Raw genomic sequence first — 19,098 nt, 5'->3', positions numbered from 1 at the left:
AAAGCCGAACGCGGCTGGCCTTCGCCGCGCCCCCGGCTTAGTGGCGCGGCCTTGACGGCGGGCGTTCCGGCTCCCCACTCTCGTACGCGTACACGTAAGGACCTCTACGAACTCCATGCAGCTCGTCATCGTCGAATCGCCCGCCAAGGCGAAAACCATCGAGAAGTATCTCGGCAAGGACTATCGCGTCCTGGCTTCCTACGGTCACGTCCGCGACCTGCCGCCGCGCGACGGATCGGTGAACCCTGACGAAGGGTTCGCGATGGAATGGGAAACCTATGCGGACAAGTCCAAGCAGCTGAAGGCCATCGCCGACGAGGCCAAGAAGGCCGACCGACTGATCCTGGCCACTGACCCTGATCGCGAGGGCGAGGCGATCAGCTGGCACGTGCAGGAAGTGCTGCGCGGCAAGAAGGCGCTGCCCAGGGAAGTCGAGCGCGTCACGTTCAACGCGATCACCAAGCCCGCGATCCTGGCCGCGATGAAGGCGCCGCGCGAGCTCGACACCCATCTGATCGACGCGTACCGCGCGCGCCGTGCGCTGGACTATCTGGTGGGCTTCACGCTTTCGCCGGTCCTCTGGCGCAAGCTGCCCGGCGCCAAGTCGGCCGGGCGCGTCCAGTCGGTGGCGCTGCGGATCATCGTCGACCGCGAGCGCGAGATCGAAAGCTTCCGACCCCAGGAATATTGGTCGGTGATCGCCGAGCTGGAACAGGACGGCACGCCGTTCCAGGCGCGCATGGTCAAGTTCAAGGGCGACAAGATCGACCGCCTGTCGATCGGCGACGAAGGCACCGCGCTTGCCGCCAAGAAGGCAGTTGAGGAAGGCCGCTTCACCGTCGTGTCGGTCGAGACCAAGCCTGCCACCCGGAACCCGCCGCCGCCCTTCACTACCTCGACGCTTCAGCAGGAGGCGGCGCGGAAGCTCGGCTTCTCGGCCAGCCACACCATGCGCGTCGCGCAGGGCCTCTACGAGGACGGCGCGATCACCTATATGCGTACGGACGGTGTGCAGATGGATGGCGGCGCGATCCAGGAAGCGCGCAAGGCTGTCGCGACCCGCTATGACGGCAGCTATGTGCCCGACAAGCCGCGCCAGTATCAGACCAAGGCCAAGAACGCCCAGGAAGCGCACGAGGCGATCCGCCCGACCGACTTCTCCAAGGATCGGGTCGGCTCTGGCGATCATGCCCGGCTCTACGACCTGATCTGGAAGCGTGCGCTTGCCAGCCAGATGGCGTCGGCGCGCATGGAGCGCACCACGATCGAATTGCAGGACGGCACCGGCCAGCACGCGCTGCGCGCCACTGGCCAGGTCGTGCTCTTCCCCGGCTATCTCGCGCTGTACGAGGAAGGCCGCGACGATGAGGGCGACGAGGACAGCCGCCGCCTGCCGCGGATGAGCGAAGGCGCGGCGCCGGCCAAGAAGGGCGTCACTGCCGAGCAGCACTTCACCCAGCCGCCGCCCCGCTTCTCCGAAGCCTCGCTGGTCAAGCGGCTGGAAGAACTCGGCATCGGCCGTCCGTCGACCTATGCCTCGATCATTCAGGTGCTGAAGGACCGGGCCTATGTCCGCGTCGAGAAGAACCGCTTCTTTGCCGAGGAGAGCGGCCGGCTGCTGACCGCGTTCCTGGAGCGCTTCTTCGAGAAGTATGTGTCGTACGACTTCACCGCCGAGCTTGAGGAAGAGCTGGACGATGTGTCGGGCGGCCGCGCGCTGTGGCAGGCGGTGCTTGAGGCGTTCTGGAAGGACTTCAAGCCGCGTACCGCCGAAGTCATGGAGCAGCAGCCCTCGGCGATCACCGCCGAGCTCGACCAGTTCCTGGCGCCCTATCTGTTCCCGCAAAAGGCCGATGGCTCGGACCCGCGGCTGTGCCCCAATTGCGGCAACGGCCAGCTGGCGCTGCGCGGCGGACGCTTCGGCGCGTTCATCGCCTGCTCCAATTATCCCGAGTGCAAGTTCACGCGCCGCTTTGCCCAGCCGGGCGGTGAGGGTGAGGATTCGGGACCCGAAGTGCTCGGCACCGATCCCGACACCGGGCTGCAGGTCGAGCGCAAGTCGGGCCGGTTCGGGCCGTACATCCAGCTTGGCGAGGGCAAGGAAGCGCCCAAGGCGTCGATCCCCAAGGATATCGAGCTCGACCTGGAATGGGCGCTCAAGCTGCTCAAGCTGCCGCGCCAGATCGGCAACCATCCCGAAACCGGGGAGCCGATCACGGCGTCGATCGGGCGCTACGGCCCTTATCTCGCCCATGCCGGCAAGTACGCCCGGCTGCAGACGACGGCGGACGTGTTCGAGACGGGCATGAACGCGGCGGTGGTAAAGCTGGCCGAAGCGGCGGCTGGCGGTGGCCGTCCGGCACGGGGCGCGGCCCGTGAGCCACTGAAGGTGCTGGGCAAGCATCCGCGCAGCGAAGCCGAGATCAAGCTGATGGAGGGTCGCTATGGCGCCTATGTCACTGATGGCGAGACCAATGCGACGCTGCCCAAGTCGATCGACAAGGACCAGCTCACGCTGGAGGAAGCCGCCCAGCTGATCGACGCGCGTGCCGCGGCAGCGCCCGCAAAGGGGAAGAAGAAGGCGCCAGCGAAGAAGAAGGCGGCGCCGAAAAAGGCGGCGGCTACGAAGACCGCGGCCAAGAAGCCGGCGGCGAAGAAGGCGCCGGCGAAGAAGGTCGACGCGGAGGAGTAATCGGATCTGGTTTCCCGGCGAAGGCCGGGGCCCAGGCTCGATGGACTCAGCGAGCGGAGACAACTCTCGCCAGTGCGTTGCAGCTGGACCCGGCCTTCGCCGGGGAACCAGATGTGCTGTTAGCTAGTCTTCAGGCCGCGCGCAGCTGGGTGCCGCGCAGCCAGGCGCGGGCGGCCTTTTGGGCGTCGTTGATCTCGCGCGCGGTCATGTCCTCGGCGATTTCGGCACGGCACATCTGTGCCTCGTTGCTGCCCGAGACGGCGGCGATGTTGAACCATTTATGCGCTTCGACGAGGTCTACGCCGACGCCGTCGGCGCCGCTGGAATATACCATTCCCAGATCGTAGCATGCTGATGCGTCGCCCTTGGCTGCATCGCGCAGCCGGCTTTCGATCAGGAAACGTGCGCTCTTCAGGCTATTGCCCATTGTCGTCACCCCAAAATCTGATCCCTCTGATCCTGGGTTTTGACGATGAAGTCAGAAGAAATGGTTAACAGGGTTAACCGTGATCATTCGTAGTCACGGGGATATTGTCGATCAGCCGCGTGCCGCCGATCCGCGCGGCGCCCAGCAGGCGCATCGCGCGGCCGGCGACCGGATCGCCCAGCGTCTCGGCATCGGCCAGGGTGATATAGTCCACGTCAAACCCGGCAGCGCTCAGCGTGTCGCGCGCCTGCGCCAGCGCGGCTTGCGTATCCTCGCCCTTGGCGATCGCGCGTTCGGCAAAGCCCAGCGCGCGGGGCAGGGCCACCGCGCGCGCGCGCTCTTCAGGAAGGAGATACGCGTTGCGCGACGATAGGGCGAGGCCGTCATCGTCGCGATAGGTCGGCACGCCCAGGATTTCGACGGGCAAGTCCAGATCGGCGACCATGCGACGAATCACCTGGAGTTGCTGCCAGTCCTTCTCGCCGAACAGCGCCACATCGGGCTGCACCTGGTTGAACAGCTTGGTGACCACGGTCGCCACGCCGTCGAAATGGCCCGGACGCGCAGCACCGTCCAGCACTTCGCTGACGCCGCCGACCGACACCGTCGTCTCGAAGCCGTGCGGGTACATCACCTCGACTGGCGGCAGCCACAGCAGGTCGACGCCCGCGGTGGAGAGCATGCGCGAGTCCGCCATTTCCTTGCGGGGATATTTGGCCAAGTCCTCTTTTGGCCCGAACTGCTTGGGGTTCACGAAGATCGACACCACTACGCGAGTCGCGGTGCGCCTGGCGGCTTCCACCAGCGCCATGTGCCCGTCATGCAGCGCGCCCATGGTCGGCACGAACGCCACGCGGTCCCCGGCTGCGCGGAAGCCGGAAACGGCCTCGCGAAGGGCTGGAAGCTGACGGACGGTTTGCACGGCTTGGCACTTTCGATAAAGCAGAAGCGCGGCCTTCTATGGGGAGGAGGCGGCGCGATCAACAAAGGAAGTCTTCTGGGTGACCGAGGCAGCTAAGCGCTTGCATGTTCTCGTTTTTGCGAACGAGAAGGGCGGTACGGGCAAATCCACCACTGCCGTGCACGCTGCCATCGCACTGGCGTGCAAGGGCGCGCGCGTGGCGTGTTTCGACCTGGATCACCGTCAGCGGACCATGGGCCGCTATCTCGACAACCGCCATGCGACGATGAAGCGGACCGGCCGTGACCTGCCGACGCCCATTTATGAGACACATGACGGCGAAAGCATGGACTTTTTCGCCGAGACGCTGGACCGGCTGGGGCAGGACGCGGACTTTGTGGTGATCGACACCCCTGGCCGCGACGACAAGTTCGCGCGGATCTCGGTCACCAATGCCGACACCCTGGTCACGCCGATGAACGACAGCTTCGTCGATTTCGACCTGATCGGGCATGTCGATCCCGAGACCTTCAAGGTACAACGCCCCAGCTTCTATTCCGAGCTGATCTGGGAATCGCGCAAGCGCCGGGCGGGGGCCAATGGCGAAACCATCGACTGGGTCGTGTTGCGCAACCGCATGCAGCATATCGAGGCGCGCAACATGCGCCGCGTGTCCGAAGCCATCGACCAGCTCTCCAAGCGGGTCGGCTTCCGCGTGATCTCGGGCCTGTCCGAGCGCGTGATCTATCGCGAACTCTTTCCGCAGGGACTGACCATGCTCGATGCCGGCGAGTTCGGCGCAATGGGGCTCAGCCATGTCGCCGCACGCCAGGAACTGCGCGAGATGATGGCGGGGCTGGCGCTGCCCGAACCCGCGCTGCCGGCCGTTGCCTGATGGTCAAGCTTATCCTCGCTCTGCTGGTGATCTTCGGATTCTACCTGCTGTGGCGTGGACCCCGCCGGTACACTGCCGGGCGCCCGATCAAGCGGGCTACGCCAAAGCCCCGGCCGGCTGCGCGCAAGCTGCCGGTGCCCGCCGCGTTCGGCGAGGAGGAAGCGCGCGCGATCCTGGGGCTTTCGACCGGCGCCGGACCGGACGAGATCAAGGCCGCACACCGGCGGCTGGTGTCCGCGGTGCATCCCGATCGGGGTGGATCGGAGGAACTCACCCGTCGCGTGAACGCCGCCCGCGACCTGCTGCTGCGCCTCTGACGCGGTGCCCTGGACGCTTTGGCGTGATTTCCACACCTGTTACGCATGCGTAATTGAAACTTCTGACCGTTTCGCGGATTGGGCCAGCATCATCTTCCGGGAGGCACCATGACGCATCGTTTCGACCCCACTTCGCTGCGCGAATATGACATCCGCGGTATCGTGGGGCAGACGCTTGGGCCCGACGACGCCCGCGCGATCGGCCGCAGCTTCGCCACGCTGCTGCGCCGTGCCGGCGGGCACCGGGTAGCGGTGGGCCGCGATGGCCGCTTGTCCTCGCCCGAGCTCGAGGCGGCGCTGGTCGAGGGGCTGACATCGTGCGGCTGCGACGTGGTGCGGACTGGCATGGGGCCGACCCCGATGCTGTACTATGCCGAAGCGACGCTGGAGGTCGATGGCGGCATCCAGATCACCGGCAGCCACAATCCGGGCAACTACAACGGCTTCAAAATGGTGTTCCAGCACCGTCCGTTCTTCGGCGAGGACATCCAGGGGCTCGGCCGGCTGTCTGCCGAGGGCGATTGGGACTCGGTCGAGGCGGGCGAGGAAGGCACCGTTACCGACTATGATATCGAGGACGCCTATGTCGGCCGCCTGCTCGCGGGTTATGCCGGCGGCAGCTACCGCATCGGCTGGGACGCCGGCAACGGCGCTGCCGGCCCGGTGATCGAGAAGCTGGTCGCCCAGCTGCCGGGTGAGCACTTCACCATCTTCACCGACGTCGACGGCAATTTCCCCAACCACCATCCCGATCCGACCGAGGAAAAGAACCTCGCCGACTTGAAGGCGCTGGTCGTCGAGAAGGGCCTCGACTTCGGCCTGGCGTTCGATGGCGACGGCGACCGCATCGGTGCGGTTGATGGCCAGGGCCGGGTGATCTGGGGCGACCAGATCCTCTCGATCCTCGCCGAGCCGCTGCTCAAGGCCGAGCCGGGCGCGACGGTGATCGCCGACGTGAAGGCCAGCCAGGCCCTTTACGACCGGATCGCCGAGCTGGGCGGCAAGCCGGTGATGTGGAAGACCGGGCACAGCCTGATCAAGACCAAGATGAAGGAAACCCACGCGCCGCTCGCCGGCGAGATGAGTGGCCACATCTTCTTCGCCGACACCTTCTACAACTATTATGGCTATGACGACGCGCAGTTCGCTGCCGTCCAGCTGATCCGCGCCGTCCATACCATCGGTAAGCCGATGAACCAGATCAAGGACGACATGCCGGCGATGATCAACACGCCGGAAATGCGCTTCCAGGTTGACGAGACCCGCAAGTTCGCGGTGATCGATGAAGTGCTCGAGCGCCTGGAAGCCGAGGGCGCCGATGTCGACCGCACCGATGGCGCCCGCGTCAACACCGTCGATGGCTGGTGGCTGCTGCGCGCATCTAACACCCAGGACGTGCTGGTCGCCCGCGCCGAAGCCAAGAGCCAGGAAGGCCTCGACCGCCTGATGGCGATGATCGACGCCCAGCTGGCGGCCAGCGGCCTCCAGCGCGGACCGCAAGCGGCGCACTAAGCATCAAGAGCCCCTCCCTGATGGGGAGGGGCTTTAAGGCTGGCATTCGCGGTGCCAAAGCCCCACATCCGCCGGATGGCTCCGCCACCTCCCCAGATCATCCGCGTCATCGACCTAGAAACCACTGGCCAGGCTCCTCCCACACACGGTGTGTGCGAGATCGGCTGGCAGGACGTGGCACTTGGCGCAGATGGCCGCTGGGAATTGCAGGGTGAGGGCGGCAATCGCCTGGTCAATCCCGGGCGACAGATTCCGCCGCTCACCATGGCGATCCATCATATTCGCAACGAGGATGTTGCCGACGCGCCCTATTGGCATGATGTCGCACGTCCGATCCTGGATCCCTGGCCGCGCCGGGTGGCGCTGGCGGCGCACCGATCGGATTTCGAGGAGCAATACTGCACCGCTGCGCTCACGCGGGGGGCGGACTGGATCTGTACCTGGAAATGTTCGATGCGGCTTTGGCCGCACGTGCCGAGTTTTTCCAACCAGATGCTGCGCTATTGGCGCATGCCCGAAGGGTTGGAGCATGAGCGTGGGCTGCCTGCGCACCGCGCCTTTCCTGACGCCTATGTCACCGCGCATCACCTGCGCGACATGCTCAACGAAGTGGGTGTTGCGCAGCTGATCCAATGGTCCAAGGAGCCCGGCCTGCTGCCGCGTGTCCGCTATGGCCCCGATCGCGGCAAGGAATGGCACGAGATCGACGAGGAGTCGCTCGCCGGCTTCCTCACCGACCGCGACCCCGATGTGCGGCATACCGCCGAGCGGGAATATCTCCGGCGGTCGGGCGGCGGCGAAGTGACACGCCGGGTGACGCGGCAGCCGGAACTGTTCTGACGAACCAAGTAGTTCCCCAGCGAAGGCCGCGCCCAGCTTCGGCAAAGTCGCGACGGCGTCCCGTCGTCTGAGAAACCTTGGCACCTAGGCCTCGCCCTTCGCCGGGGAACTGGTCGGCGGGTTACCCCCGTCCGGCAATCATCGCGCGAACGGATTCCAGCACCCACCCGTAGACCAGGTGCGAGGCCGTGCCGTACATGTGCGTGACCAGCGACGTGTCAGTCGGCGCAGGCGCCAGCCCTGCGGCAGGTACCGCGCCTTCGTCCAGCAGGGCCGAGGTGGCGATGCCGTAGGCGGTGCCGAACCCCGCGCTTGCTTCGGGCTTGTACTCCGCCAGCACGCCATAGATGCCGCCGAGCACGCCGCCGACCAGATAATGCACGACCTGGCCGGCCTGCTCGCGATAAGCGTCGGGCACGGGATCGCCGGTCACGATCTCGCTGGCGGCGTCCGCTGCCTGTACCGTGGCCGGATCTTCGTCCGTGTTGCCCGAGTCCGGCAGCAGCTTGTGCGTCTGGGCCTGAAAGGCTGCCATCGCCGCCGAGGCGACCAGCCCCGCGGCGACGCCGGCGGCAAGGCCGAGTAAGGGACGCGGGTTTTTGGCCATGCTGCTGCTCCGTTGCGTGGAAAAGACCCGAACGCCGCGTGCAGCCTGCGGGTCCCTCGGATCAGTAGGGAACGCGCGTCGCATTCAACTGGCGCTTGGCGAGCTGCGCCTGAACGCTGTCGGCCCCAGCCAGATGCCCCGCGCCCACCGCGACGAACACCGTGCCCGGCTGCGCCATCCGCTTCTGGATCCAGTCGGCCCAGCGCACATTGCGGTCGGTTAGCAGTACCTTCGCGATCTCGGGCGTGTCGCGCATTTCCTCGTTCATGGTCTTGCCCAGCGCTTCCGGATCGCCTGCCGACCAGGTCTGGATCATCTTGCCCAGGATCTCGCCGGTCTTGCTGTAATCGTCGACGGTTGAGACCAGGAACTTCACCTGCAAGGGTTCGGGCAGCCCATCGAAATAACCAAGCTGCTGTTCCAACGTCTCCAGCCCCTGCACGGGCTTGTTGACTGACTTGGCTGCGTTGGCCAGCACCTTGTCGGCGCCGCTGTTTGGGTCATAGCCAAGCTTGGGCAATCCTGCCGAACCCAGGGTGATTGCGGCCACCCAGGGGTCCAGGCGATCGAACGCCGCGGCCGGGATGCCGACATCCGCCATCGCCTTGGCATAGGCCTCGCGCTTGTCGGCGGGTAGCTTCTCGGTCAGCGTCGGGCCAGTGGGGTTTACCGCCATCTTCATGACCAATTGCTGGATGGCGGCCTGGTCTGGCTCGACCATCTCGATCACCAGCTGGTCGCTCTTGTCGAACGCCGTCTTCACCGCCTCGTCGAACCAGCTCAGCCCAGGCTTGAGCACATGCACCGTGCCGAACAGGTACACGGTGGTGTCCGCATCCTTCACCACCCACAGCGCCGGATCGGAATCCGTGCTGGTCTGCGCATAGGCTGCCGGCGCCAAGGTCAGCGCCAGCGCGGCCAGGAACTTCCGCATGATTTCTTCCCCCAAAGCGTTTCGGGCGAAGGCTATCAGCTTCCCCGAGGCTAGGCGAGTTCCTTGAGCGGCCGCGACGGGTCGGCCACCGCGGCGAGATCGGGTGCTGCGCCTTCCACCACCAGCTTGCGCCCCTGGACGTAGTCCTTGATCGCGTTGACGCAGTCGAGCGCGATCACTCGGCCCTCGCGCAGGTACACGACCGAGAAGCTCCGCGTCGCCGGATCGCCGCGCACCAGAGTGCTGTCGTGGCCGGTGGACAGCCCGACGGTCTGGAGCTTGAGGTCATACTGGTTCGACCAGAACCACGGCACCGCGTCATAGGCCGTGTCGCCACCCAGGATCGTCTTGGCCGCGACGCTCGCCTGGTCATTGGCGTTCTGCACCGACTCCAGCCGGATGCACGCGCCCTCCGCATAGCGATTGGCATGCAGCGCGCAGTCACCCACCGCGAAGATATCGGGCAGCGAGGTGCGGCACTGCGCATCCACCAGCACGCCGTTGTTGCCCTGCGCGCCGGCTGCGAGCAGCGGCTCGACTGCGGGAACGATGCCGATGCCGACGATCACCATGTCGGCGGGTAGCACGCTGCCGTCACCCAGGCGGACCCCGGTGGCGCGCGTTTCGCCCTCGATTGCCGCAACCTGTTCGCCCAGCCGCAGATCGACACCATGGTCGCGGTGCTCAGCCTCGAAGAAACGCGACAGCGGCGTCCCGGCCACCCGGGCGAGCACGCGGTCCTGCGCCTCCACCAGCGTCACTTGCCGGCCCAGCTTGGTCAGCGCGGCCGCGGCCTCCAGCCCGATATAACCGCCGCCGATCACCACCACGCGCGTCACACCGGACAACCCGGCCAGCATCGTGTCGATATCGGCGCGGCTACGGATGGTGTGCACGTTGGCCAAGTCTCCGCCGGGGCAGGGCAGGCGCCGCGCATGGCCACCCGCCGCCCAGATCAGGCTGCCATACCGGATCGTATCGCCCGCCGCGGTGGTGACGCAGTGCGCCGCCGAATCCACCGCCATCACGCGCTGCCCGAGCAGCATGGCTACATCACGTTCTTCCCAAAAAGCGCCTTGGCGGATCAGCATCCGCTCCCACGGCTTCTCGCCTGCCAGATACTCCTTCGAGAGCGGTGGGCGCTCGTACGGAAGTTCCGGCTCCTCGCCGATCAGGGCGAGTGTGCCGGTAAAGCCGCCCTGCCGCAGCGCGATCGCAGCCTGCGCGCCGCCGTGGCCGGCCCCGACGATCAGCACATCATATTGGGTCATGCTTTCAGCCGCTCCGCGTGCCAGGCGACATGCTCCGCCATGAAGGTGGAGATGAAGTAATAGCTGTGATCATAGCCCGGCTGGCGGCGCAGCGTCAGCGGGATGCCCGCGGCCTCGCATGCCGCTTCCAGCAGTTCGGGGCGGAGCTGCTCGGTCAGGAACTGGTCGGCATCGCCGACATCGACCAGCAGCGCGGGCACACGCGCGCCGTTGCCGATCAGCGCGCAGGCGTCATATTCCGCCCAGGCAGCCCGATCGGCGCCGAGATAACCCTCAAACGCCTTCTCGCCCCAGGGCACCAGCGCCGGCGCAACGATCGGCGCGAAGGCCGACACGCTGCGGAAGCGCTGCGGATTGCGCAAACCGATGGTCAGCGCGCCATGGCCGCCCATCGAATGGCCGGTGATCCCCTGCGCGCCCATGTCCGCGGGGAACTCCGCGGCAATGAGTGCGGGCAGTTCGTCCTCGACATAGGACCGCATCCGGAAGTTTGCCGCCCAAGGGTCTTGCGTTGCGTCGAGGTAGAAGCCTGCGCCTTGGCCGAAGTCATACGCCTCGTCGTTGGGCACGCCCTCGCCGCGCGGGCTGGTATCGGGCGCGACGAAGATCACGCCGGCTTCAGCGCAGGCGCGGCGATACTCGCCCTTGTCCGTGACGTTGGCGTGCGTGCAGGTGAGACCCGACAGGTACCACAACACCGGCAGCTTCGCACCCGAGGCATGCGGCGGCACATAGACCGAAAAGGTCATGTCGGTCCCCGTCGCGCTGCTCGCATGCCGGTACACGCCCTGCACGCCGCCATGTGCGTGGTTGGTCGAGAGGGTTTCCATGCCTTCCTCCACCCTCAACGCCGGATCAATACACCACGACGCTGCGAATGCTCTCGCCGGCGTGCATCAGGTCGAAGCCCTTGTTGATCTCCTCCAGCGTGAGAACATGGGTGATCATCGGGTCGATCTCGATCTTGCCGTTCATGTACCAGTCGACGATCTTGGGCACATCGGTGCGGCCCTTGGCGCCGCCGAACGCGGTGCCGCGCCAGTTGCGCCCGGTCACCAGCTGGAAGGGGCGCGTGCTGATCTCCTTGCCCGCCTCGGCCACACCGATGATGATGCTGGTGCCCCAGCCGCGATGGCATGCCTCGAGCGCGGTGCGCATGACTTCGGTGTTGCCGGTGCAGTCGAACGTGAAGTCCGCGCCGCCATCGGTCAGCGCCAGCACTTCGGCGATCACCTCCTCGCGGCTCTTGCCCTTGCCGTTGATGAAGTCGGTCATGCCGAAACGGCGGCCCCATTTCTCGCGGTCGGGGTTGATGTCGACGCCCACGATCTTGCTCGCGCCGGCCATCTTTGCGCCCTGCAGCACGTTGAGGCCGATGCCGCCCAGGCCGAACACGACGATGTTGTCGCCCACCTGCACCTTGGCGGTGTTGACCACCGCGCCCACGCCCGTCGTCACGCCGCAGCCGATATAGCAGCTGGTCTTGAACGGTGCGTCTTCGCGGATCTTCGCGACGGCGATCTCGGGCAGCACCGTGAAGTTCGAGAAGGTCGAGCAGCCCATGTAATGATAGATCGGCTGCCCCTTGTAGCTGAAGCGGGTGGTGCCGTCGGGCATCAGCCCCTTGCCCTGGGTCGCACGGATAGCGGTGCACAGGTTGGTCTTGCCGGACAGGCACGACTTACACTGGCGGCATTCGGGCGTGTAGAGCGGGATGACATGGTCGCCCGGCGTCACGGACGTAACGCCCGCGCCGACTTCGCGGACGATGCCGGCGCCCTCATGCCCCAGCACGCTGGGGAACAGCCCCTCGCTGTCCAGCCCATCGAGCGTATAGGCATCGGTATGGCAGATGCCGGTCGCCATGATCTCTACCAGCACTTCGCCGGCCTTGGGGCCCTCCAGGTCCAGCTCGACGATCTCCAGGGGCTTCTTCGCTTCAAACGCGACGGCGGCGCGGGTCTTCATGGAAACGGTCCTTAGTTCCGGGGATGATTGGCTAATCGGCCAAGGTGTGGCCGTGCGCAACCCTTCACGCCCGAAGCGGGCTTCCCATTGCCGCAGCGCTCCGGCTAGCGTGTCGCCATGCCATTCCCAGCACTGACGCTCTTCGCCCTTTCCTTGGCTCTTCCGCTCCAGGAGACTGAAGCCGATCCCGCCCAGGTTGCCGAGATCGACGCCATCAACTGCCGTCTCGATGTGCCCAGCTATATGAGCTTCGCAATGGCCGTCCGAGGGAAGGATGGCATCGCCCGTAAGCGGGGCTGGAAGCAGATCGGGTCCGACGCCGGGTTCCTGCTGGAATATCAGCTGCCCGCGCCGATCACCGTCGCGGGCCACCGTACACAGCGGATCGCCTTTTCCGGCGATTCGATCCTGGCGGTTCTCGACGTGGCCGACCCGGCGGTGGTCGCCCGACCCGAGCAGATCGCCAACGAGTTCGATATCGAACCCCTGATTGCGGAGCTGGTCGCGTCGGGAAAGGCGACGCGTGCGCAGGTCGAGGCCGAGTTCAAGTTCCGCAAATTCGGCGGCCAGCGCATTCTGAAGAATGAAACGGAGCCGGCAAGGGAGAGCGAATCGTTCCGGAGCCGCATGGAGGTAGCGCGCACCATTTCGAATGCGGCGACGCATCCGGGTAAGACGCTTTACGGCTGCGCCTATCGCATGGAGGTGCTGGACAAGGACGGGGCCCCGCTGTGACGTGCGTGGGCTTGCTTGGGCAGTGCTCCCCCAAAGGGGGAGTTATACGATGCGGAGAAAAATGGTGCTGCCGGTGAGGATTGAACTCACGACCTCAGCCTTACCAAGGATGCGCTCTACCACTGAGCTACGGCAGCACTCGCCGGCCTGACTGGCCGGGTGGAGGGCGCCTATGTGCTTGGGCGCGCCGCATTGTCAATCGGAAGTTTCAAGGTTTATCGCTGAATCCATGACCGACACGGAAAAGAAGGCCCGCCTGGCCGCCGCGCTCCGCCAGAACCTGCGCAAGCGAAAGGCCCAGGCGCGCGAGCAGGCGAATGAGGCGGAGTCGCCGGCGACGCCCAGCCCCGAACCACGCGATCAATAACATCACAGTTCCCCGGCGGAGGCCGAGGGCCAGTTGCAGTGCGGTCGAGCAGGCGCACTGAAGCTTCAAAGTGCGCCGAGGCTGGGCCCCGGCCTTCGCCGGGGAACTGCCGGCTGGACTACACGGGCCGCGCGGACTCCCTCACCCGATCGCCGCGCACTTCGCTTCCAGCCAAGCCCGCGCATCCCACTCCAGCAACGGCCCGATCAGCTCGACGACCCGCGCGTGGTACGCATTGAGCCACGCCAGCTCCTGCGGCGTGAGCAGCCCCGGCTCGATCAACGTCCGCTCGATCGGCACAAAGGTCAGCGTCTCGAATCCCAGCATCCGCTGCTCGGCGCCGGCAATCTCCTGCTCGACGATCAGCACCAGATTCTCGATGCGGATGCCGTACTCGCCCGCTTTGTAATAGCCCGGCTCGTTGGACAGCATCATGCCCGCGCGCAGTGGCTCCAGCGACTGTCCGCCGGGATAGTTGGGCTGGGCGATGCGCTGCGGCCCTTCATGCACTGACAGATACGCGCCGACACCGTGGCCCACGCCATGGCCGAAATCGAGTCCCACTTCCCACAAAGGCCGTCGCGCGAAGCTGTCGAGCTGCGCGCCCACGGTGCCGTCGGGAAACACTGCGGTGTCGATGGCGATATGGCCCTTCAGCACGCGCGTGAAGCGGTCGCGCATTTCGGCGCTCGGCTCGCCCACCGGCATCACGCGGGTGATGTCGGTGGTGCCATCGGCATATTGTCCGCCCGAATCGATCAGGTAGAGCTGGCCCGGCTCGATCCGCAGGCTCGACTCTTGCGTCACCTTGTAGTGTGGCAGCGCGCCGTTCGGACCCGTGGCCGAGATCGTCTCGAAGCTCAGGTCCTTGAGCAGCCCGGTTTCCTCGCGGAACGCCTGGAGCTTCGCAGCCGCCAAAAGCTCGGTCAGTTCGCCCGCCGGGGCGGTCTCTTCGAACCACTTCAGGAAGCGCACCATCGCCGCGCCGTCGCGTGCCTGCGCGGCGTGGTGGCCGGCAATCTCGGCGGGGTTCTTGATCGCCTTGGCGAGCACCACCGGATCGCGCACGCTCAGCACCTTGGCGCCGCCAGCGTCAAGCGCGTCGAAGATCGCGGCCACTGCCCGCTCGGGATCGGCAGCCACGCGCTTGCCTGCCAGCGCGCCCAATGCCGGTGCGAACGCCGCGCGGTCCTGGATGCGGATCGCATTGCCCAGATGCTGGCGCACTGCGTCAGGCACCTTGTTCGCCTCGACGAACAGGTCGCCGGTGCCGTCGGCATGGACGATGGCATAGGCGAGTGCGACCGGCGTGTGGGCGACGTCGCCGCCGCGGATGTTGAACGCCCAGGCAATCGAATCGAGCGCGGACAGCACCACTGCGTCGGCGCGGCGCTCGTTCAGCCATTCGGCGATTTCCGCGCGCTTGGCGGCCGACGACTTGCCGGCGGCATCCTCGCTCTGCACCGCCAGCAGCGCGTCGGAAGGCGATGGCTGCTCCGCCCACACAGCGTCGACCGGGTTGCGGCGCACCGCCACCAGCGTCGTCCCGCGCTCGGCGAGCGCCTTGCGCACTTCCTCGAGCCAGGCGCGGGTGTGCAGCCACGGGTCATAACCGATCCGCCCGCCCTGCGGCGCATGCGCCTCCAGCCAGGCCGCGATGCTGGTCGCCGGCACGCCGACATAGTCCCACTGCTCGGCGGAGACCTGCTGGCGCACCTGGATCGTGTAGCGCCCGTCGGTGAAGATCGCTGCCTTTTCCGGCAGCACCACTGCACTGCCCGCCGATCCCTGAAAGCCGGTCAGCCAGGCGAGACGCTGAGCGTATTCGCCGACATATTCGGACATGTGCTCATCGGTGAGCGGCACGACGAAGCCGTCGAGCCCGTCCTGCGCAAGCTGGTCGCGAAGGGCGCGGAGGCGGTCGGCATAGCTGGACATGAGGCAGGTTCCACAATTCAACGTTGGAGGGTCTGTGGCAGATTACCGCGTAGAGGGACAAGTAGAGGGTCGGTCAGGAGCTTCCAGCCCGCGGGCAGATAGTCGAGCGACATGTAGAAGTAGAAGGCGCAGGAACCGTCTGTCTGGTAGCTCGCGCCCTTCACCACGCCGTACGCCGACGTGCCGCTGAACACCGGCCCACCGCTGTCACCGCCCTTGCAGGTCGGACCTTTGACCGCCACCCAGGTGGGCAGGCACGCCCCTCCGCACAGGTCGCCGGCGGGTGCGAAATCCAACAGCTCCACCTCCGCGCAGCTATAGCCGCTACTCTCGCCGCGATGGCAGACAAAGTCTCCTGCGCGGGTGCTCGGGCGAGTGACTTGGGCCTCTACGGGACGCTCTACTTTGCGCGCAGTGTCCGAATAGATCAGCGGCCGCTCAGGCGCGGGGCCGGCGAAAATCTGCACATCATGATAGCCCCAGCCCCATTGCCCGACAAAGCTAAGCGGCATGGTGCTGCGGTCAGGCGCGTAATAGGTCATGTCGTCCAGGCAGTGTGCCGCGGTGGTGATGCCAGTGCGTGAGCCATCAGTGACGGCAAAGCCGGTGGTGCAGCGATACCGCTTGCCATTGGCCGGATCGATCCCATCCACCCGCGACCCGCCATGCAGCCCCAGATTGACGTCGACCCGGTCCATCACCCGCACCTGCACCGGCACCCCCGCCAGTGCGGATAGCTTCGCGTCCAGCGCCGCCGCGCCGCCCTGCCGCGCGGTCACCGCACCGCCCGCGATCACCACCAACTCGCCGGTGCGCGGATCGAGACCCATCGAGGGTGGGGAGGGCAGGGCGGCCCGGATCGCCCCCTGGTGATAGGTGATCGCCCATACCACGCGCTCGCGGCTCGCCTTGGCGCCAGTGCGAAAGGTGATTGGCACGCTCATGCCGCCCGCGCGGATGCGCCGCTCGGCCACCGGCTCGCTGCCGGCCAGGTAGACGTTGATGCGATAGTCGGGGCGATGCTGGATCGAAATTCCGGCGAGCCTGTCGCGATACTGGTTGGCAATGGCGTCGGTGACCGGAATGCTGTCGGCCTGGGCATGCAGCCGCCGCAGCGCCTCGTCCTGTGGCACCCCGTACAGCCGCGCATATTCGCCGGCGTCCTGCGCCAGCGCCTGCTCGCGCGTCTGCACCTGCGCCGCTGCCGGCGCGGCAGCCAGCACCATTATCGCGGACAGCGCCGCCGCTACACGCTTCAGCAAAGCACACCCATGCTCTGCGATGTAAGGCGCCGCCGGGCGGTTCGCCAGCGTTCGACAGCAGGCATGCGGGTGCACTATGGGCAGGACATGACCGATTTCCCCAAGCCGCCCGTGGCCCAGACCCGCCCGCACAGCTTCACCCGCCACGGCATCACCATCGAAGATCCCTGGGCATGGCTGCGCGACCTCAACTACCCCACCGTCGCCGACAAGGACGTGCTGGCGTATCTGGAGGAAGAGAACCGGTATTTCGACACGGTGATGGCGCCGCTCAAGCCGCTGTCCGAGCGGCTGTTCCAGGAGATGCGCACGCGCATCAAGGAAGACGAGTCGACCGTGCCGCAGAAGGACGGCGACTGGCTGTACTGGAGCGACCATGAAGTCGGCGGCGAATATCCGCGCTATTGGCGGCGCCCGGTCGCGGGCGGTCCGGACCAGCTGATCCTCGACGAGCCCGCACTTGCCGAGGGTAAGGAGTATTTCCGCGTCGGCGCAATCTCGCTTACCGAGGATGGCGGGCTGATGGCCTATTCCACAGACGATGACGGATCGGAACGCTACACGATCCGCTTCAAGGACCTGCGCACCGACGGCAACGTCGACGAGGCGATTGAGGGGGCTGCCGGAAAATGGGGCGACGTCTCGATCGAGGGCACGATCGGCAACATCGTCTTCACCACCGATGGCAGCGCCATCCTCTACGGTGTCACCGACGACAATTGGCGCACCCGCACGATCAAGTTGCATCGCTTGGGCACGTCGCCGGCCGACGACGTGGTGGTCTATCACGAGGAAGAGCTGGGCTTCTCGGTTGGCGTCGAGCTGATCGGCGACCGCAAGTGGATCGCGCTCACCACCAGCGATCATGAGACCACCGAAATCCGCCTGCTCCCCGCCAACGACCCGCTCGCCGCGCCGATCCTGGTAGCGCCACGCAAGACTGGTCGCGAATATGACGTGGACGAGCATGAAGGCACGCTGTTCATTCACACCAACGACACCCACCCACAGTTCCGCTTGGTCACCGCCTCGATCGACGCGCCCGGCGAGTGGGTTGAGCGCATCCCGGCATCGCCGCACTTCTACATGACCGGCGTCACCTGTTTCGCCGACTTCTTCATCGTGGAAGGCCGCGAGAACGGCCTCGATCAGATCGAGCTCCACCGCTACGACCCCGCCATTGCCCCCACCCGGCTGAAGTTCCCGGAGGCAAGCTATGTCGCGGGCTTGGGCGACAATCCCGAATACGCCGTCGAAAAGCTCCGTCTGGGCTATGAGTCGATGGTCACCCCCGGCACCGTCCAGGATTACGACGTCGCCACTGGCACGCTGGAAACGCTGAAGGTGCAGGAGATCCCCTCGGGTTACGACGCGTCCAAATATCGCACCGAGCGGCTACACATCGCCGCGCGAGACGGGACGCAGGTGCCGGTGTCGATCGTGTATCCCGCCGACTTCCCGCGCGACGGATCGGGCAAGCTCTACCTTTATTCCTACGGCGCCTATGGCCATGCCATCCCGCCCGGCTTCTCCACCAGCCGCATGTCGTTCCTCGACCGCGGCATCGCCTTTGCCATCGCGCATATTCGTGGCGGCGACGATCTTGGCCAGCAATGGTATCATGATGGCCGGCTGGAGAAGCGGACCAACACCTTCAACGACTTTGTGGACGTGGCGAAGGGGCTGATCGAACGCGGCTTCACGGCGCCTGGCCAGATCGCCATCGCTGGCCGCTCGGCCGGCGGCGAGCTGATGGGCGCGGTAGTCAATTCTGATCCTGAGCTATGGGGGGCGGTGGTGGCAGACGTGCCGTTCGTCGACGTGCTCAACACGATGCTCGACGAAAGCCTGCCACTCACGCCCGGTGAGTGGCCTGAATGGGGCAATCCAGTCGAAGATGCCGCGGCGTTCGAACTGATCCGCTCCTACAGCCCGTACGACAATGTGAAGGCGCAGGCCTATCCGCCGATGTTCATCTCGGGCGGCCTCAACGATCCGCGCGTGACCTATTGGGAGCCGGCCAAGTGGGCGGCCAAGCTGCGCGCCACCAAGACGGACGACAATATCCTGCTGCTCAAGACCAACATGGGCGCGGGCCATGGGGGGAAGTCGGGTCGCTGGGAAAGCCTCAAGGAATATGCCGACGAGATCGCCTTCATCCTGTGGCAGCTTGGAGTGGAGGGGTGACGTCGACCCCCGTGCCGTCGCCTCTTTGGATAGCCGCTGAAATCTCCGTCATCCCGGCCTTGAGCCGGGATCCCGCTTCTTCTGCTGGCTCGATATAGCGGGACCCCGGCTCAAGGCCGGGGTGACGAAAGTTTGGCTAGGAGCAGCCTACCTCCCGCGCGACCAGCACCGTTTGCCGATGGCAGTGGTGGCAGAACGCGAAGTCGAATGTTGCGCTGAGAACCCAGGCCTGGGCCGGGATGTCC

Annotated in this window: 17 protein-coding genes and 1 tRNA gene; 8 read left to right on the top strand and 10 right to left on the bottom strand. The window is 66.0% G+C overall.

What is annotated here, in order from left to right; all coding sequences use genetic code 11:
- Positions 1-115: 115 nt before the first annotated feature.
- On the top strand, positions 116-2,692 hold the full coding sequence (topA, locus tag LQ953_RS12365; protein WP_231031208.1) for a type I DNA topoisomerase: 2,577 nt from the start codon (positions 116-118) through the stop codon (positions 2,690-2,692).
- Positions 2,693-2,822: 130 nt separating this feature from the next.
- Here topA and LQ953_RS12360 read toward each other — a convergent pair whose 3' ends face one another.
- Positions 2,823-3,119 (bottom strand): hypothetical protein, encoded by a 297-nt coding sequence (locus LQ953_RS12360; protein WP_231031207.1) that lies wholly within the window; start codon positions 3,117-3,119, stop codon positions 2,823-2,825.
- Positions 3,120-3,192: 73 nt separating this feature from the next.
- Positions 3,193-4,041, bottom strand: a complete 849-nt coding sequence (panC, locus tag LQ953_RS12355) for a pantoate--beta-alanine ligase (RefSeq protein ID WP_231031206.1) — start codon at positions 4,039-4,041, stop codon at positions 3,193-3,195.
- A gap of 79 nt (positions 4,042-4,120) precedes the next feature.
- Here panC and LQ953_RS12350 point away from each other — a divergent pair, with 79 nt between their 5' ends.
- The 4 genes from LQ953_RS12350 (at position 4,121) to LQ953_RS12335 (ending at position 7,584) form a co-directional block, all read left to right on the top strand.
- Positions 4,121-4,915 carry a division plane positioning ATPase MipZ gene (locus LQ953_RS12350; RefSeq protein WP_231031205.1) on the top strand — a complete coding sequence of 265 codons (795 nt, stop codon included), beginning with the start codon at positions 4,121-4,123 and terminating at the stop codon, positions 4,913-4,915.
- A complete protein-coding gene (locus LQ953_RS12345; RefSeq protein ID WP_231031204.1) occupies positions 4,915-5,232 on the top strand; it encodes a J domain-containing protein in 318 nt (105 codons plus the stop codon). The genes LQ953_RS12350 and LQ953_RS12345 overlap by 1 nt, the downstream gene beginning before the upstream one ends.
- Before the next feature lie 108 nt (positions 5,233-5,340).
- Positions 5,341-6,744 carry a phosphoglucomutase/phosphomannomutase PgmG gene (gene pgmG, locus LQ953_RS12340; protein WP_231031203.1) on the top strand — a complete coding sequence of 468 codons (1,404 nt, stop codon included), beginning with the start codon at positions 5,341-5,343 and terminating at the stop codon, positions 6,742-6,744.
- A gap of 75 nt (positions 6,745-6,819) precedes the next feature.
- Positions 6,820-7,584 (top strand): 3'-5' exonuclease, encoded by a 765-nt coding sequence (locus LQ953_RS12335; protein ID WP_231031232.1) that lies wholly within the window; start codon positions 6,820-6,822, stop codon positions 7,582-7,584.
- A 121-nt stretch (positions 7,585-7,705) separates the two neighbouring features.
- Here LQ953_RS12335 and LQ953_RS12330 read toward each other — a convergent pair whose 3' ends face one another.
- The 5 genes from LQ953_RS12330 to LQ953_RS12310 form a co-directional block, all read right to left on the bottom strand.
- Complete coding sequence (locus tag LQ953_RS12330; RefSeq protein WP_231031202.1) at positions 7,706-8,191, bottom strand: DUF1440 domain-containing protein; 486 nt, start codon at positions 8,189-8,191, stop codon at positions 7,706-7,708.
- Between the two features lie 61 nt (positions 8,192-8,252).
- On the bottom strand, positions 8,253-9,125 hold the full coding sequence (locus tag LQ953_RS12325; RefSeq protein WP_231031201.1) for a TraB/GumN family protein: 873 nt from the start codon (positions 9,123-9,125) through the stop codon (positions 8,253-8,255).
- A 50-nt stretch (positions 9,126-9,175) separates the two neighbouring features.
- Complete coding sequence (locus tag LQ953_RS12320; protein WP_231031200.1) at positions 9,176-10,396, bottom strand: NAD(P)/FAD-dependent oxidoreductase; 1,221 nt, start codon at positions 10,394-10,396, stop codon at positions 9,176-9,178.
- A complete protein-coding gene (fghA, locus tag LQ953_RS12315) occupies positions 10,393-11,226 on the bottom strand; it encodes an S-formylglutathione hydrolase (RefSeq protein ID WP_231031199.1) in 834 nt (277 codons plus the stop codon). The genes LQ953_RS12320 and fghA overlap by 4 nt, the downstream gene beginning before the upstream one ends.
- Positions 11,227-11,251: 25 nt before the next feature.
- Positions 11,252-12,364 (bottom strand): S-(hydroxymethyl)glutathione dehydrogenase/class III alcohol dehydrogenase, encoded by a 1,113-nt coding sequence (locus tag LQ953_RS12310; protein ID WP_231031198.1) that lies wholly within the window; start codon positions 12,362-12,364, stop codon positions 11,252-11,254.
- Between the two features lie 117 nt (positions 12,365-12,481).
- Between LQ953_RS12310 and LQ953_RS12305 the strand changes: the two genes are divergently transcribed.
- Positions 12,482-13,099 (top strand): hypothetical protein, encoded by a 618-nt coding sequence (locus tag LQ953_RS12305; RefSeq protein ID WP_231031197.1) that lies wholly within the window; start codon positions 12,482-12,484, stop codon positions 13,097-13,099.
- A gap of 62 nt (positions 13,100-13,161) precedes the next feature.
- Here the strand turns inward: LQ953_RS12305 and LQ953_RS12300 are convergent.
- Positions 13,162-13,236, bottom strand: a tRNA-Thr gene (locus tag LQ953_RS12300).
- A gap of 92 nt (positions 13,237-13,328) precedes the next feature.
- Between LQ953_RS12300 and LQ953_RS12295 the strand changes: the two genes are divergently transcribed.
- Entirely contained in the window at positions 13,329-13,466 is a 138-nt protein-coding gene (locus LQ953_RS12295) for a hypothetical protein (RefSeq protein WP_231031196.1), read from the top strand.
- Between the two features lie 141 nt (positions 13,467-13,607).
- Here the strand turns inward: LQ953_RS12295 and LQ953_RS12290 are convergent, their stop codons facing one another.
- Both LQ953_RS12290 and LQ953_RS12285 read right to left on the bottom strand, forming a co-directional pair.
- Positions 13,608-15,404, bottom strand: a complete 1,797-nt coding sequence (locus tag LQ953_RS12290) for an aminopeptidase P family protein (protein WP_231031195.1) — start codon at positions 15,402-15,404, stop codon at positions 13,608-13,610.
- Positions 15,405-15,421: 17 nt separating this feature from the next.
- Complete coding sequence (locus LQ953_RS12285; RefSeq protein ID WP_231031194.1) at positions 15,422-16,666, bottom strand: S1 family peptidase; 1,245 nt, start codon at positions 16,664-16,666, stop codon at positions 15,422-15,424.
- A gap of 87 nt (positions 16,667-16,753) precedes the next feature.
- Between LQ953_RS12285 and LQ953_RS12280 the strand changes: the two genes are divergently transcribed.
- Positions 16,754-18,853: a S9 family peptidase gene (locus LQ953_RS12280; protein WP_231031231.1), complete on the top strand. Its 2,100-nt coding sequence runs from the start codon at positions 16,754-16,756 to the stop codon at positions 18,851-18,853.
- The last annotated feature ends 245 nt before the right edge of the window (positions 18,854-19,098 follow it).

The organism is Sphingomonas sp. IC-56 (assembly GCF_021043375.1).
Taxonomy (GTDB): Bacteria; Pseudomonadota; Alphaproteobacteria; order Sphingomonadales; family Sphingomonadaceae; genus Sphingomonas.
The sequence above is the reverse complement of the archived record's forward strand: the minus strand, read 5'-3'. Positions and strand labels throughout refer to the sequence as shown.